Origin of the sequence: Tistrella mobilis KA081020-065 (assembly GCF_000264455.2) — a bacterium.
Taxonomy (GTDB): domain Bacteria; phylum Pseudomonadota; class Alphaproteobacteria; order Tistrellales; family Tistrellaceae; genus Tistrella; species Tistrella mobilis.
The window spans coordinates 83267-98458 of the sequence record NC_017957.2 but is presented as its reverse complement, the minus strand read 5'-3'; the positions used below and the strand labels follow the sequence as shown (position 1 = coordinate 98458).

The following is a 15192-nucleotide window of genomic DNA, read 5'->3' as shown; positions in this document are numbered from 1 at the left end:
CGCCGCGCTTCGACGGTCTCTGATGCTTCGGATGCCGGATCGCTGCGGAAAGATGACTGAACGATGACTGTCACAGCCCCCGAAGGTGACCGCGAAGCACATGCGGGGGTCTCGTCACACCAGACAGGAAAGCCCCATCCGGTGCCGCCCAGTCCGAAACCCGACCCGGCCGTTCAGGCCCTGCTGGAGCCGATTGCAGGGGCCCGCCCCGCGGGTGAGGACCCGCGCGAGGATTACCGGGTCGATGCCCCGTTCCGGCGTCTGAAGGATCTGCGCTCCGCCGCCCGCGCCGCCGAACGTGCGGCAGAGGTGGAGGACGAGCCCCAGGCACCGGCCGAACACTGGCCCGAGATCGACCGGCTGGCGGCGGATGTGCTGCGCCACAAGGCCAAGGATCTGGAGGTGGCCGGGCTGCTGATCGAGGCGCAGGTGCGCCTCAACGGCTTTGCCGGCCTGGCTTTCGGCTTCGACGTGGCGACCGGGCTGATCCGCAATTTCTGGGACGGGCTGTGGCCCGCCCCGGACGAGGACGGCATTGCGTCGCGCGTGCGGCCGCTGATGGCGCTGAACGGCGAAAGCGGTGATGGCGTGCTGGTCCAGGCGATCCGCAAGGTGCCGGTGCTGGGGCCGCAGGGCCGTGGCATCGCCCTCTGGCAGATCGACCAGGCGGTGGAGCTGGGCCGGCTGGAGGCGGATCGTCGCGAACAGCGCCTGGCCAAGGGTGCCGCCAGCATGGCGATGATCGAGGCCGCCGGCCGTGAGATGACCAGCGCCGATATCGATCGTGCCCAGGCCGGCATCGCCGCCGCCCGCGCGGCGCTGGCCCGGCTGGATGCAGCCCTCGATCAGGCCGCCGGCCGCGACGCGCCGCCGCTGGCCCGCATCCGTCAGGTGCTGGAGGCGGCCGAGCAGGGGCTGCGCCTGGGACTTGGCGCCCGCGCGCCCAAGACGCCCGAGCCGGCTGTGGAGGTGGTTGCCGCCCCCGGTGACCGGCCGGCCGCAGAGGCGCTTCCGGCTGCCGCTGCAGCCGCTCCCGTGCCGGCCGGCATGGCCCTGCCGGTCACGGCGATCGCCACCCGCGAGGACGCCTTTCGGGTGATCGAGGCGGTGGCGGGGTGGTTCCGCACCGCCGAGCCGCATTCGCCCATCGCCTACACGCTGGAGGAGGCCGTCCGCCGCGGCCGTCTGCCGCTGACCGATCTGATCACCGAACTGATCCGCGACGAGACCGCCCGGCGCGATTTCCTGATCGCCGCCGGGATCAAGCCGGCCGACGCCGCCTGATTGCCATCTACGGCCCCGCCGACGCTCCGCGTCCATCGGGGGCACCCACGAGGAAGACCATGTCCGCGACCAGTATCCATGAAAAGCTGAACCGGGTGCGCAAGCCCCGGGTTCACATCACCTACCAGGTCGAGACCGAAGGCGCCGTCGTCGACAAGGAACTGCCCTTCGTCATCGGCGTGCTGGGCGATTTCTCGGGCGATCCCGATCCCGACCGGCCGCTGGCGCCGCTGCGCGACCGCAAATTCGTGCAGATCGACCGCGACAATTTCGACGACGTCATGGCCCGGATCGCGCCGCATCTGGACCTGCGCGTCGAGAACACGCTGGCCGGCGACGGCAGCGAGATGGCGGTGCATCTGAATTTCACCAGCCTGGACGATTTCGAGCCGGGCGCGGTGGTGCGCCAGGTGGAGCCGCTGCGCCGGCTGCTGGAAACGCGCGAGAAGCTGCGTGACCTGATGGGCAAGGTCGACCGCTCGGAAGAGCTGGAAGAGCTGCTTGAACGCGTGCTGCAGGACGATGCCCGGCTGGCCGAGCTGTCGGATGCCCTGGGTGTGCGCGCCCCCGCCGACAGCAAGCCCGGGGAGTAAGGTCCATGTCCGTGATCCGCGAAGAGAGCCGCGCCGCCGAAGCCGGTCTTGCCGAGGCCCCGGTCTCGTTGCTCGACCAGGCGATTTCCGCCACCCGCCAGACCGATCGCGACCGCGCGGAGGAACTGCTGCGCGCGCTGACCGAAGAGGCGCTGAAGGGCACCGTCCGCTATTCCAAGAACCTGACCCAGACCATCGACCGCGCGATCAAGGCGATCGACGAGAAGCTGTCGGAACAGCTGGGCCGGATCATGCATCACGAGAAATTCCAGAAGCTGGAAGGCTCGTGGCGCGGCATGCACCACATGGTCAACTTCTCCGAGACCGGGCGCATGCTGAAGATCCGCATGCTGAACGTGTCGAAGCGAGAGCTGCACCGCGACCTGACGCGGGCGGTGGAATTCGACCAGAGCCAGCTGTTCCGCAAGATCTACGAGAACGAATTCGGCACCCCCGGCGGCGAGCCCTATGGCGCGCTGATCGGCGATTACGAATTCACCGGCGAGCCGGAAGACATGGAACTGCTGGGTCAGGTCTCCCACGTCTCGGCGGCGGCCTTCGCGCCATTCATCTCGGCGGCGTCGCCGAAGATGTTCGGCTTCGACGACTTCACCGAGCTGACCCGCCCGCGCGACCTGGAGAAGATCTTCGAATCGACCGAATACACCAAGTGGCGCAGCTTCCGCGACAGCGAGGACAGCCGCTTCGTGACGCTGACCATGCCGCGGGTGCTGGCGCGCCTGCCCTACGGGCGGCACACGAGACGGGTCGATGCCTTTGATTTCGAAGAGGCGCCGCTGGACGAGCGCGGCCTGCGCAAGGCCATGGATCACGGCGACTATTGCTGGATGAACGCGGCCTATGTGATGGGCACGCGCCTGGCCGAGGCCTTCTCGATGCATGGCTGGTGCACGGCGATCCGCGGCGCCGAGGGCGGCGGCAAGGTCGAGGGCCTGCCCTTCGACACCTTCGTTTCCGACGACGGCGATCCGGATGCCAAATGCCCGACCGAGGTCGGCATCACCGACCGCCGCGAGGCCGAGCTGTCGCGGCTGGGCTTCCTGCCGCTCTGCCATTACAAGAACACCGACTATGCGGTGTTCTTCGGCGCCCAGACCACCCAGCGGCCCAAAACCTATGACCGGCCCGAAGCGACCGCCAATGCCGCGATCTCGGCCCGGCTGCCCTATATCATGGCCACCTCGCGCTTCGCCCATTACCTGAAGGTCATGGGCCGCGACAAGATCGGCTCGTTCATGGAGGCCGAGGATTGCGAGGCCTGGCTGAACCGCTGGGTGATGAACTACGTCAACGCCAACAAGGACAGCGGCCCGGACATGAAGGCCCGCTATCCGCTGGCCGAGGCGCGGGTGTCGGTGAAGGAAGTCCCCGGTGCCCCCGGCACCTACAACGCCGTCGCCTGGCTCCGGCCCTGGCTGCAGATGGAAGAGCTGACGACCTCTCTGCGCATGGTCGCCCGCATCCCCGGCAGCGGCAACTGACCGGGGGCCGCATCCGATGTCCGTCTCGCTTCCCCTCCAGAGCGCCCCTCCGCTTCGTGCCCCTCCGCTTCGTGCCACGGCACTGCGGCCGCTGATCGATCGGGTCATCGCCCTGATCGATGCGGCGATCGGCCGGCAGCTCGACCGGATCCTGCATCACCCGCGGATGCAGGCGCTGGAAGCGGCCTGGCGCGGCCTGGCGCTGGTGGTGGAACGGGCGGGCCGGGCGCGGTCGACCAAGGTGCGGGTGCTGGACGTCACTTGGGACATGATCTGCCGCGATTTCGAGCGCGCGGTCGAATTCGACCGTGCCGAGATGTTCGCCAAGATCTACGAAGACGAGTTCGGCAGCCCCGGCGGCGAGCCCTTCGGCGTGCTGATCGGCGCCTATGAGCTGATGCATCTGCGCGATGCCGATCACCCCACCGACGACGTCACCGGCCTCAAGGGCATGGCGACGGTGGCGGCCGCGGCTTTCGCGCCCTTCATCGCCGGTGCCCATCCGCGGCTGCTGGGCCTCGACCGGTTCGAGGCGCTGGGCCGCGGCTTCGATCCGGGCGATTTCGAGGGCGCGGATCATGTCCGCTGGCGGGGTCTCAGGATGGGCGAGGATGCCCGCTTCCTGGGGCTGACCTGCCCGCGGATCCTGCTCCGCCACCCCTGGGGCGAGGATCCCGCCCGGATCGACGGTTTCCGCTATGTCGAGGACGTGTCGGGCCCCGATGCCGGCAAGTATCTGTGGGGGGTGGCGGCCTTCGCCTTCGCCCTGGTGCTGATCCGCGCCCATGACGCCACCGGCTGGTTCGCCGACATCCGGGGGGCCGCCCGCGATCACGAGCTGGGCGGGCTGGTGCGCGAGCTGCCGGCCGATCATTTCGGCACCGACCGTCCGGATGTCGGGCTGAAGCCGCCGGTCGACGTGCAGCTGACCGATGCCCAGGACAAGCGGCTGGCGGATCTGGGGCTGATCGCGCTGGCGCCTGCCCGCGACACGCCCTGGGTGGTGTTTCACGGCAACCCGTCGCTGCAGCTGGCACGGCCCTATGACCGCGAGGCGGCGAGCGCCAATGCCCGGCTGTCGGCGATGTTGCAATACATGCTCTGTGTCAGCCGTTTCGCCCATTACGTTAAGGTTATCGGGCGGGATCGCGTAGGTAGTTTCTCCGATGCCGCGGCCTGCGAGGAATATCTCCGCCGCTGGCTGCTCGGCTATTCGATCGCGAGCGACACCGCAACGCCGGAACAGAAAGCGCGCTATCCGCTTCGGGAATGTGCGGTCTCGGTGCGCGAGTCCCCCGGTCGCCCGGGCATCTATGACTGCACCATCCATCTCAGGCCGCATTTCCAGCTGGACGAGGTGAGTTCGGGCTTTCGCCTGGTCACCTGGTTCGTGGCGCGGGGGCTGCCCCAGTCATGATGCCGCCCACGACCACGACCGGCCGGACCCCTGTGGCCAGGCAAGACAAACGACCGGATCTCGGGATGAAGATGATGACCTCCACCGCCGATATTCACGGTGCTGCGGCACTGCTCCAGGCGGGTCTGCTCGACGAGGCGATCGATGCCCAGCTCCTGCGGGTGCGGGCGCACCCGGCCGATACCACGGCGCGCCATTTCCTGGCCGAGCTGATGGTGGCGGCGGGGGAACTGACGCGCGCGGATCGTCAGCTCGACATGATCGCCGATCAGGCGCCGGAACAGGCGGTGGGGCTTTCGGGCTTCCGTCAGCTGATCCGCGCCGAACAGATCCGACGCGAAGTGATGACCGAGGGCCGCGTGCCCGACTTCCTCGACACGCCGCCGCCCGCGGTCGCCAAGGCGCTTGAGGCGCTGGTTGCGATCCGTGCCGGCCGCCATGCCGATGCGGCGGCGGCGGTGATCGAGGCCGAAAACCTGCGGCCGCGCGGGGCCATCGAGGTGAACGGCACCCGGGTCGACGATTTCCGCGACGCCTGCGACCTCACCGGCCCGGTGCTGGAACTGCTCACCGCCTCGGGCCGCTATTTCTGGGTCCCGCTCGAACGGGTGCGTCGGATGGCCTTCCAGGCGCCGCGCCGGCTGATCGACCTGATCTGGCGGCCGGTCGAGGTGGAAACCGAAGGTGGGCCCGACGGCATGGTCTTCATGCCCTCGATCTATGCCCTGACCGCCGAGAGCGACGATGCCGCCCTCAAGCTGGGCCGGCGCACCGACTGGGCCACCGGCCAGGGGCCCGGTGCGCCCCAGGCCGGGCCGATTTCCGGACGCGGCCAGCGCTGCTTCCTGGCCGGCGACGAGCTGATGCCGGCCCTGGAGCTGACGGAGATCCGCCGGCTCTGCCCGGCGGCCGGCAGCGGCGAAGGGGCGGCGTGATGCCGGCCGGGCGATCTTCCGCGGGCGGCCGGCGCGAGGCCGGATCGGTCCGGATGTCGATCCTGGACCGGCTGCTGGTCGATGACGAGCGCCTGGCGCCCGATGACCGTTTCACGGTGGAGGCCTTCCGCGAGGGGCTGCGCCGCGACCTGGAAGACCTGCTCAACACCCGCCGCCGGCCGGTGGGCTGGGGGGCGAAGCTGCCCGAGGTGGAAACCGCGCTCACCAATTACGGCATCGCCGATTTTACCGCCCAGCCGGTCTCGTCCGATGACGACCGCGAGCGGCTGCGCGCCGGCATCGAGGCGGCGATCCGCCAGGCGGAGCCGCGCTTCCGGGCGGTGGCGGTACATCTGTTGGACAATTCCGAAGCCGGTGACCGCACGCTGCGGTTGCGGATCGACGCCCTGGTCGCCGCCGAACCGGCGCCCGAGCCGATGAGCTTCGACGGCGTCGTGGACCCCGCCGATCGCGGCGTGCGGGTCACCGCCACCAGCGATGGCGGCCTGATATGACCGACGAACTGCTTCCCCATTACCAGCGCGAGCTGGTCGAGATCCGCCGCCGGGCGGGCGAGTTCGCGGCGGCGCATCCCAAGATCGCCGGGCGGCTGCGCCTGACCGCCGATGCCGCCGATGACCCGTTCGTGGCCCGGCTGATCGAGGCGGTGGCCTATCTGAATGCCCGCATCCAGCTGCGGCTGGACGATGCCTTCCCCGAGCTGACCGATGCCCTTCTGGGGGTGCTGCACCCGCACTGGCTGGCGCCGGTGCCCTCGATGGCGATCGCGCGGTTCACGCCGCAGGCGGATCTTTCGGGGCCCCATACCGTCCCGGCCGGGGCCGAGCTGGTGACGGGACCCGTGGCCCCGGCCGAGGGGCGGGCGCCCGAACCCTGCCGCTTCCGCACCGCCTGGCCAGCTACCCTCTGGCCGGTCGAGATCGAGACCGTGGCGTTGAAGGCGCGGCCGGTGGCGGCGCCGGCGATTGCCGGGGTGGAGCAGGCGGTGGCGGTGCTGAAGATCGGGCTGCGGATGACGCAGCCCGGGCGCAGCTTCACCGAAATCGGGCTGGACCGGCTGCGGCTGTTCATCGCCGCCCCCGGTGCCCAGGCGATGCGGCTTTACGAGCGACTGACCAATGATGTCGCCGGCATCGCGGTTGCCGCCGGCCCCGAGGATCCGCGGCCGGTGCGGCTCGGGCCGGATGCGGTGGCGCCGGTGGGTTTTGCCGGGGATGAGGGGCTGCTGCCCGACGATGCCCGCACCCTGCCGGCCTATCGGCTGCTGACCGAATATTTCGCCTTCCCCGAGAAATTCCTGTTCCTGGACCTGAACGGCCTTGATGCCCGCACGCTGGCGCCCACCGGCGACCGGCTGGAGATCCATGTCTTCCTCACCCGCCACGACCAGGATCTGGAGCGGGCGGTGACGGCGGAGAGTTTTGCGCTGGGCGCCGTGCCGATCGTCAACCTGTTCCGCCAGGCCGCCGAGCCGATCCGGCTGGATCAGCGCCAGTCTGCGTACCGGGTGGTGCCCGATGCCCGCCGGCCGCTCTCGACCGAGATTTTCCGGATCCTGCGGGTCGAGGGCAGCGATTCAGGCGGCCGGCGGCAACTCTATCAACCCTTCCATTCCGTCGCCCACGGCACCGCCATGGCCGACGAGACCCGGCGCTGGTGGCATGCCGAGCGCCGGCCGGCCGGGCCGCGCGATCCCGCGAGCGAGATCTATCTCAGCCTGGTCGATGACGGCTTCAATCCGTCCGAGCCCGCTACCGGCGTGCTGTCGGTCGACACGCTGTGCCTGAACCGCGACCTGCCGGCGCGGCTGCCCTTCGGCGGCGGCCATCCGGTGCTGAAACCGGCCGAGGCGATGTCGGCGATCCGGGCGGTGTCCTGCCTGACCCCGCCCACCCGGACGCTGCGACCCGAGGCGGGGGCCCGCGGCCGCTGGCGGCTGATTTCCTTCCTGTCGCTCAACCATCTGTCGCTGACCGACGATACCGACGGGGCGGCCGCGCTGCGCGAACTGCTGGCGCTGCACGATCTGCGCGACGCGCCCGAAACCCGGGCCGCGATCGATGCGATCACCGGCATTTCGCACCGCCGGGGCATGGCGCGCGTGCCCGGCGACCGCTTCGGCGGCATGGCCCGCGGGTTGGATGTGACGCTCGAACTCGACCCCGAACGCTATGCGACCGGCGGGCTCTATCTGCTCGCGGCGGTGCTCGACCGGGTGTTGGGACTTTATTGCACGATCAATTCCTTCACCCGGCTGACCGCGAAACTGCGGGGCCGGCCGGGCGTCATCCGCACCTGGCCGCCGCGCGCGGGCGCGCAGGATCTGGTCTGAGGGGCGCGCATGACGACGATGCAACCGCCCCGGGCCGAAACGGTTCCCACCCCGGCGCCCACCGGCGTCCTTGCCGATCTTGCCCGCGCGCCCTGGTCGTTCGAGCCGGTGCAGGCGGTCAGGGTGCTGGAGCGCGCAGCCGGGAGCAATCCGGCCGATGCCGTGCGCTTCCAGGGCGTGCTGCCGCTGGCCTTTCCGGCAAGTGCGGTGGCCGGCGCGCGTCTGGGCCAGGTGGAGGGGGCGCCGGCGGTGCTGCGCATCGCCCATCTGGGGCTGCTCGGCCCCTCGGGCGTGCTGCCCTCGCATATGACCGCGGCGGCGATCGAGGCCGAGCGGCGGCGCAATCCCGGTTTCGCCCGTTTCGTGGATCTGTTCCTCGATCGCCAGGGCGCCTTTTTCCACGGCGCCCAGGTGAAATACCGCATGGCGCTGGCGCATGAGCGCGCGGCGGCGGAAGGCCGCGAGGATGCGATCACCGGCGCATTGCGTGCCCTGACCGGGCTTGGCACGCCGCATCTGGCCGGGCGGCTGGCGGTCGACGATCTGACGGTGATCCGCCATGCCGGCCATTTCGCGCGCGGGCCGCGTTCTGCCGCCGCCCTGGAGGCGATGCTCTCCGGCCAGCTTGGCGCGTCGGTTCGCATCCGCCAGTTCGCCGGCAGCTGGGTGCGGCTGGACGCGGCCGAGCGCAGCCGCCTGACGCCCGGCGGCTTCTGCCGCCTGGGCGTCGACATGGTCGCGGGCGAGAAGGTCCGCGATGTCGACGGCCGCTTTGAAATCGTGGTCGGCCCGCTGTCGCGGGCCCATTTCGCGGCGCTGCTGCCCGAAGGTGCCGCGGTGCGCGCGCTCACCGATCTGGTCCGGCTTTATGTCGGTCCGGCGATGTCGTTCGCGCTCCGCCTGGTGCTGGACCGGCGCGAGGTGCCGCCGGCCGAATTGGGCGAGGCGGGCGGGCTGCGCCTCGGTTGGACCGGCTGGCTGACCGGCGCCGCCCCGCCCGCCCGCGACCCCGACGATGCCGTGTTCGAGATCGGCGCCTGACCTTCCGCCGCTGACCTTCCGCCCCCGATCTTCCCCTCTGCTTCCCTCTCTCTTTCCGGACCCGCACCCATGGCCACCACCCAGATCCGTTCCCTGGTCGACAAGCTGAACCGGACCTGCCGCAAGGCGCTCGAAGCCGCGGCGGGCAATGCCGTCAATCGCGGCAATCACGCGATCGAGATCGAACACTGGCTGCGCGCCCTGGTCGCCGATGACGGCGCAGTGCTGCCCCGGGCGCTGGCGGAGGCGGGCGTCGCGGTGCCGCGGGCGCTGACCGCGCTCGACGGTGCGCTCGACCGGCTGCGCAGCGGCAATGACCGCGCGCCGGCCCTGGCGCCGGGGCTGATCGCCATGATCCGCCAGGCCTGGACGGTGGCCTCGATCGAGAGCGGGGCAGACCGGATCGCATCGGGCCATCTGCTGGTGGCGGCCCTGCGCGATGAGCTGGCCTCGCAGCAGCTGGCCCAGGTGATCCCGGTTCTGGGGCGACTGTCGGCCGATCAGGTTCTGGAACGGCTGCCGGAGCTGGCAGACGGCAGCGACGAGGCGGGGGAGGCGGGCAGCGGCCCGGCCGCGGCGGAGGCGCCGCTCTCTTCGCTGCAGAGCGGCAAGGCGCTCGCCACCTATGCGATCGACCTGACCGAGGCGGCGCGTGCGGGCCGGCTGGATCCGGTGCTGGGGCGCGATGACGAGATCGCCCAGGTGATCGACATCCTGTCGCGGCGGCGGCAGAACAACCCGATCCTGACCGGCGAGGCCGGGGTTGGCAAGACCGCGGTGGTCGAGGGGCTGGCTCTGCGCGTGGCGGCGGGCGAGGTGCCGGCGGCGCTGGCCCGTGCCCGGTTGCTGACCCTGGATCTGGGCCTGTTGCAGGCAGGTGCGGGCGTGAAGGGCGAGTTCGAAAACCGGCTGAAATCGGTGATCGACGAGGTCAAGGCCAGCGCCGACCCGGTCATCCTGTTCATCGATGAGGCGCATACCCTGATCGGCGCCGGCGGTGCTGCGGGGCAGGGCGATGCGGCCAATCTGCTCAAACCCGCGCTCGCCCGCGGCGAGCTGCGCACCATCGCCGCCACCACCTGGGCGGAATACAAGCGCCATGTGGAACGCGACCCGGCGCTGGCCCGCCGCTTCCAGGTGGTGAAGGTGGAAGAGCCGTCGGAGGCCCGGGCCGTGACCATGCTGCGCGGGCTGGTGGAGAAGCTGGAAGCCCATCACGGGGTGCATATCCACGATGCCGCGGTGGAAGAGGCGGTGCGGCTGTCGGCCCGCTATCTGCCGGAGCGGCAGCTGCCCGACAAGGCGGTGAGCGTGCTGGACACGGCAGCGGCCCGGGTCGCCATGGGCCGGGCGGTGGTGCCGCCGGCATTGCAGAAACTGCGCGCGGAGCACGCCGCGCTGGAACGGGCGCGTGACATGCGGTTGCGTGATGCGGCGCTGGGCGGCGCGGCCTTGTCGGTCGATACCATGATAGTCGATCTGGCTAATCTTGAGACACAAATAGCCGAAATGGCTAAGCGCCATACCGAGGAGACGCGGCTGGTGGGTGAGCTGGCCGAGGCACGGGCGGTCGCCGAGCCGGAGGCGCGTGCGGCCGCACAATCGGCGGTGCTTGAACAGCTAAAAGTTGTGCAAGGCAAAGATCCGCTGCTTCCGGTTGATGTTGATGCCCGGGCGGTGGCGGCGGTGATTTCGGACTGGACCGGCATTCCGCTCGGCCGCATGGCCGATGACGAGCTGGAGACCGTGCGCCGGCTGGAGGATCGGCTCCGCACAAGGATCATCGGCCAGGACCATGCGCTGGAGGCGGTGGCGCGGGCGGTGCGCACCAGGCGTGCGGGGCTGGACGATCCGCGCCGGCCGGCCGGCGTGTTCCTGTTCGCCGGCACCTCGGGCGTGGGCAAAACAGAGACCGCGGTCGCGCTGGCCGAGCTGCTGCACGGCGATGCCCGGGCGCTGACCGTGATCAATCTCTCGGAATTCAAGGAGGAACATAAGGTCTCGATGCTGCTGGGCGCGCCGCCCGGCTATGTCGGCTATGGCGAAGGCGGGGTGCTGACCGAGGCGGTGCGCCGCCGGCCCCATGGCGTGGTTCTGCTGGACGAGATCGAGAAGGCCCATCCGGGCGTGCAGGACGTGTTCTACCGGATCTTCGACGAAGGCCGGGTGCGCGACGGCGAGGGGCGGGAGATCGATTTCCGTAACGTGACCCTGATTCTGACCACCAATGCCGGATCGGAGACCATCACGAAACTGATGGACGACCCCGATACCGCACCGGGACCGGAGGGGCTTGCGGAGGCGCTGGAACCGGTGCTGCGGCAGAGTTTCAAGCCGGCCTTCCTTGGGCGCCTCAAACTGGTCCCATTCATGCCACTGGATGATGAGAGGTTGCTTGCTATCGTGAACCTGCAACTCGATCGCGCAGTGCGGCGCATCACCGAAACCTATGATCTGCCGGTCACGGTGGCGCCCGAGGTGGCGCCGGCGGTGCTGGCCCGCGCCCGGGCACGCGATGCCGGGGCACGCGCGGTGGAGGCGGTGATTTCCGGCGAGCTGATGCCGGGCCTGGCCGGGCTGATCCTGGACCGGCTGGCGGAAGAGGGCGCGCCGCCGCGTGCAGTCGAGATCGCAACCGGGCCCGATGGCAGCCTGACGCCCCGGTTGTCGTGAGAGCCGGCTGTCGTGACAGATTGAGGAATTTACGGAGGAAGCCATGCGGCTCGTGATCGACATCGCCCATCGCGACGATCCGGCAACCCGGATCGGGCCCTCGCGGAGCTTCGACCGCCGCGGCCTGCGTGTCGGTCGCGGCCCGGCCAACGACGTGGTGCTGGAAGATCCGACCCGGGTGATTTCCGGCCAGCACTGCCTGATCGACTATGACAGCGGCCGGTTCCGGCTGATCGACACCAGCACCAACGGCAGTTTCGTGAACGATCCGCGCCGGCCGGTGCCGCGCGAGACCGGCCATGTGGTGGCCGATGGCGACCGGGTGTTCGTTGGCGATTACGTGCTGACGCTGGGGCTGATGCCGGTGCCGGACGAGGCGCCGGCACCCCGGCCGGCCCGGCCGCTGCATGCGGCACCGAAGCCGGTGCAGCGCCCTGATCCGGGGGCGGCCTTCTCGGGCGGCGAGCCGCCGGCCACCGCCTTCGCCTTCACCCCGCCCCGCGTCGCCCGGGTCGAGATCCCGGAAGACTGGGATGCCGACGGCCAGAACCTGGACGGGCTGATGGCGGCCCCTGAGAACGACCCCTCGGACCCGCCGGCCCCGCCGATCCGCCGCCCGCCCCAACCGCCGAGCCAACCACCCCGGCCGCCGCGCGACCCCGACCCGATCCCGGTCGAGGACCCGGAAGACGTGCCGCTGGAGGATCCGGTGCCGATCCGCGACCCCGAGCCGCTGCCCGATCCGGACCCGGACGAGGACCCCGAACCCTATCGCGACCCGCCGCCGCGCCAGACCCCGCCGCCGTCGGAATACCGGCTGCGTGACGACCGGCTCTACGATGCCTTCCTGTCGGGCGCCGGGCTGACCCGCGAGCAGCTGCCGCCTTCCCGCGCCGAAGAGGTGCTGCGGACCGCGGGCGAGGTGTTCCGGGCGACGGCCCGCGGGCTGATCGAGACCCTGTCGGCCCGGGCCGAGCTGAAGGGCGAATTCCGCATCGAGCGCACCACCATCAAGCCGCGCAACAACAACCCGCTGAAATTCTCGGCGACGCCCGAAGAGGCGATGCTGGCCTTCCTGCAGCCGACCCTGCCGGCCTTCTCGTCGGGGGTGAAGGCGGTGGAACAGGGCTTCGACGACATCGCCGCCCACCAGATCGCCATGGTGCGCGGGCTGGAAGCGGGGCTGGGCGTGGTCATCGACACCCTGTCGCCCGAGGCGACCGAACGCGCGGTCGGCCATGTCGGCGGGCTGGGCGCCATCGTCTCCACCGCCCGCAAGGCCGCACTCTGGGACGGCTATCGCCGCCGCCATGCCGAGATCCGCAGCCGCGCCGAGGAGGATGCGCGGTCGCTGTTCGCCGAAGGCTTCGCCCGCGGCTATGCCACCTCTCACGCTGCCCTCCCGATGCAGCGCGCGACACCGGCGGAGGGCGGGGAGGCCCGGCGATGATGGGCAGAATGTCCGTTTTCAGGATGGCCATATTGGCCATAATCCTGTCCCTGCCGCTCCAGGCCTGCAGCGACCGGCCGGTCAGCGACCTGATCGGCACCGCCGACCGCCTGTTCAGCCTGCGCTTCGGCGACAGCGCGCCCGACGAGGCCGAGATCGCGATCATGGCCCATGAGGACGCCAACCCGGATGCGGAAGGCCGCGCCTCGCCGGTGGTGCTGCGCTTCTTCCAGCTGAGCCAGTCCGGCGCCTTCCAGCAGGCGGATTATTTCGCGCTCAACGAAAACCCGCGGGGCGTGCTGGGCGGCACGCTGATCGACCAGGGCGAACTGGTCATGGCCCCGGGCAGCAGCCGCGAGCTGGTGTTCTCGGCCGACCAGCGCACCCGCGCGATCGGCGTGGTCGCCGGCTTCCGCGACATCGACGAGGCCCGGTGGCGCTCGCTGATCGAGGTCGACCCCTACGACCTGGAACCGCTTCAGGTGGTGATCGACGGCACCGACGTCACGATCCAGCTTCAGCCGGACGACGGTGGCTGGTGACCCGGTACAGGCACCGGCATCCGTTTTCCCCCGATCTTCGCTAAGGACATCCGCATCCATGTCATGGGACAACAAGGTCGTCTGGTCCGAGGGCATGTTCATCCGGCCCCAGCATTTCCAGCAGCAGGATCGCTGGATCGAAAAGCTGGTGCGCGGCCGGGTGGCAGATCTGGGCCCCTGCCCCTGGGGGCTGGTCGAGCTTGCCGTCGATCAGGATCTTCTGGGGACAGGCCGCTTTGCCGCGGCACGGGTGCGGGGCGTGTTCGAGGACGGCACCCTGTTCTCGGTACCCGACGACACCGACCATCCGGCCCCCCTGGCCGTGCCGCCCGACACCCGTAACCGGCTTGTCTATCTGGGGGTTCCATTGCGCCGCCCCGGGGCGGCCGATGTCGATCATGCCGATGCGCCCGAGGCCGGCACCCGGTTTGCCGCGCGCGAGATCGAGGTGGCCGATGCCAATGCCTTCAGCACGGCCGAGGCCCGGATCGGCATCGGGCGGCTCAGGCTGCGCTATCTGCTGGAAGGCGAGGACCGCGCCGGCTATGCCACGATCGCACTCGCCCGGATCGTCGAGGTCCGGCCCGACCGGCAGATCGTGCTGGATACCCGTTTCGTGCCGCCGGTGCTGACGGTGACCGCATCGCCGGTGCTGACCGGCCATGCGACCGAGATCGCCGGCATGCTGCATCAGCGCGGCGAGGCGCTGGCCGACCGCGTCGCCCATGCCGGATCGGGCGGGGTGGCCGAGATCGCCGACTTCATGCTGCTGCAGACCGTCAACCGCCACGAGCCGGTCTTTGCGCATCTGCTGGCGCTCAGCCGGCTGCATCCGGAACGGCTGTACACGGAGATGCTGGCGCTGATGGGCGATCTGGCGGTGTTCACCGCCGGCGCCAAGCGGCCGGCATCGCTGCCGCCCTATGAACACGAGGATCTTGGCCGCACCTTCCGGGCGGTGATGACGGAACTGCGCCAGGCGCTGTCGGCGGTGCTGGAACAGACCGCCATCCCCGTGCCGCTGGAACTGCGCAATTACGGCATCCGCGTCGCCCGCATCGACGATCGCAGCCTGCTGGACCAGGCCGCCTTCGTGCTGGCGGTGAAGGCCGATGCGCCGGCCGAAGCCGTGCGCCGCCATCTGCCGCAGCAGATGAAGATCGGCCCGGTGGAACAGATCCGCAATCTGGTGAACGCGGCCCTGCCCGGCATCGCCATCCGGCCGCTGGCCGTGGCGCCGCGTCAACTGCCCTTCCATCCGGGGGTGCAGTATTTCGAACTCGAACGCACCAGCCGGTTCTGGGACGACCTGAAGACCTCTGGCGGCATGGCGGTCCATGTCGCCGGCGAGTTCCCGGGTCTGGTTCTGGAATGCTGGGCGATCAAGGCGCCGCAGGTGTGA

At 70.2% G+C, this 15192-nt stretch carries 12 protein-coding genes; all 12 read left to right on the top strand.

The features are described 5' to 3' along the window. The first annotated feature begins 141 nt into the window (after nucleotides 1-141). The 12 genes from tssA to tssK all read left to right on the top strand — a co-directional run bounded on the left by tssA (nucleotide 142) and on the right by tssK (nucleotide 15192). The gene (gene tssA / locus TMO_RS18385) at nucleotides 142-1284 is read left to right on the top strand and encodes a type VI secretion system protein TssA (RefSeq protein WP_014747170.1); all 1143 of its coding nucleotides are present in this window, start codon (nucleotides 142-144) and stop codon (nucleotides 1282-1284) included. Nucleotides 1285-1343: 59 nt separating this feature from the next. Beyond that, entirely contained in the window at nucleotides 1344-1877 is a 534-nt protein-coding gene (gene tssB / locus TMO_RS18380; RefSeq protein WP_014747169.1) for a type VI secretion system contractile sheath small subunit, read from the top strand. Nucleotides 1878-1882: 5 nt separating this feature from the next. Continuing rightward, entirely contained in the window at nucleotides 1883-3379 is a 1497-nt protein-coding gene (gene tssC, locus TMO_RS18375; protein WP_014747168.1) for a type VI secretion system contractile sheath large subunit, read from the top strand. Between the two features lie 16 nt (nucleotides 3380-3395). Beyond that, nucleotides 3396-4796 carry a type VI secretion system contractile sheath large subunit gene (gene tssC / locus TMO_RS18370; protein ID WP_014747167.1) on the top strand — a complete coding sequence of 467 codons (1401 nt, stop codon included), beginning with the start codon at nucleotides 3396-3398 and terminating at the stop codon, nucleotides 4794-4796. Between the two features lie 71 nt (nucleotides 4797-4867). Continuing rightward, nucleotides 4868-5731 (top strand): type VI secretion system accessory protein TagJ, encoded by an 864-nt coding sequence (locus TMO_RS18365; protein ID WP_145978278.1) that lies wholly within the window; start codon nucleotides 4868-4870, stop codon nucleotides 5729-5731. A gap of 53 nt (nucleotides 5732-5784) precedes the next feature. Continuing rightward, entirely contained in the window at nucleotides 5785-6246 is a 462-nt protein-coding gene (gene tssE / locus TMO_RS18360) for a type VI secretion system baseplate subunit TssE (protein ID WP_041606989.1), read from the top strand. After that, a complete protein-coding gene (tssF, locus tag TMO_RS18355) occupies nucleotides 6243-8084 on the top strand; it encodes a type VI secretion system baseplate subunit TssF (RefSeq protein ID WP_014747164.1) in 1842 nt (613 codons plus the stop codon). Before tssE ends, tssF begins: the two co-directional genes overlap by 4 nt. A 9-nt stretch (nucleotides 8085-8093) precedes the next feature. After that, on the top strand, nucleotides 8094-9125 hold the full coding sequence (gene tssG / locus TMO_RS18350) for a type VI secretion system baseplate subunit TssG (RefSeq protein ID WP_014747163.1): 1032 nt from the start codon (nucleotides 8094-8096) through the stop codon (nucleotides 9123-9125). 69 nt (nucleotides 9126-9194) lie between these two features. Then, nucleotides 9195-11798 (top strand): type VI secretion system ATPase TssH, encoded by a 2604-nt coding sequence (gene tssH / locus TMO_RS18345; RefSeq protein ID WP_014747162.1) that lies wholly within the window; start codon nucleotides 9195-9197, stop codon nucleotides 11796-11798. A 43-nt stretch (nucleotides 11799-11841) separates the two neighbouring features. Continuing rightward, nucleotides 11842-13248 carry a type VI secretion system-associated FHA domain protein TagH gene (tagH, locus tag TMO_RS18340; RefSeq protein ID WP_014747161.1) on the top strand — a complete coding sequence of 469 codons (1407 nt, stop codon included), beginning with the start codon at nucleotides 11842-11844 and terminating at the stop codon, nucleotides 13246-13248. A 32-nt stretch (nucleotides 13249-13280) separates the two neighbouring features. Beyond that, entirely contained in the window at nucleotides 13281-13790 is a 510-nt protein-coding gene (gene tssJ, locus TMO_RS18335) for a type VI secretion system lipoprotein TssJ (protein WP_014747160.1), read from the top strand. Between the two features lie 58 nt (nucleotides 13791-13848). Continuing rightward, nucleotides 13849-15192 (top strand): type VI secretion system baseplate subunit TssK, encoded by a 1344-nt coding sequence (gene tssK, locus TMO_RS18330; RefSeq protein ID WP_014747159.1) that lies wholly within the window; start codon nucleotides 13849-13851, stop codon nucleotides 15190-15192.

Excerpts from the sequence above, each read along its gene's own strand:
- tssB (WP_014747169.1), top strand. The coding sequence starts at position 1,344 with ATGTCCGCGACCAGTATCCATGAAAAGCTGAACCGGGTGCGCAAGCCC.
- tssC (WP_014747168.1), top strand. The coding sequence starts at position 1,883 with ATGTCCGTGATCCGCGAAGAGAGCCGCGCCGCCGAAGCCGGTCTTGCC.
- tssC (WP_014747167.1), top strand. The coding sequence starts at position 3,396 with ATGTCCGTCTCGCTTCCCCTCCAGAGCGCCCCTCCGCTTCGTGCCCCT.
- TMO_RS18365 (WP_145978278.1), top strand. The coding sequence starts at position 4,868 with ATGATGACCTCCACCGCCGATATTCACGGTGCTGCGGCACTGCTCCAG.
- tssE (WP_041606989.1), top strand. The coding sequence starts at position 5,785 with ATGTCGATCCTGGACCGGCTGCTGGTCGATGACGAGCGCCTGGCGCCC.
- tssF (WP_014747164.1), top strand. The coding sequence starts at position 6,243 with ATGACCGACGAACTGCTTCCCCATTACCAGCGCGAGCTGGTCGAGATC.
- tssG (WP_014747163.1), top strand. The coding sequence starts at position 8,094 with ATGACGACGATGCAACCGCCCCGGGCCGAAACGGTTCCCACCCCGGCG.
- tssH (WP_014747162.1), top strand. The coding sequence starts at position 9,195 with ATGGCCACCACCCAGATCCGTTCCCTGGTCGACAAGCTGAACCGGACC.
- tagH (WP_014747161.1), top strand. The coding sequence starts at position 11,842 with ATGCGGCTCGTGATCGACATCGCCCATCGCGACGATCCGGCAACCCGG.
- tssK (WP_014747159.1), top strand. The coding sequence starts at position 13,849 with ATGTCATGGGACAACAAGGTCGTCTGGTCCGAGGGCATGTTCATCCGG.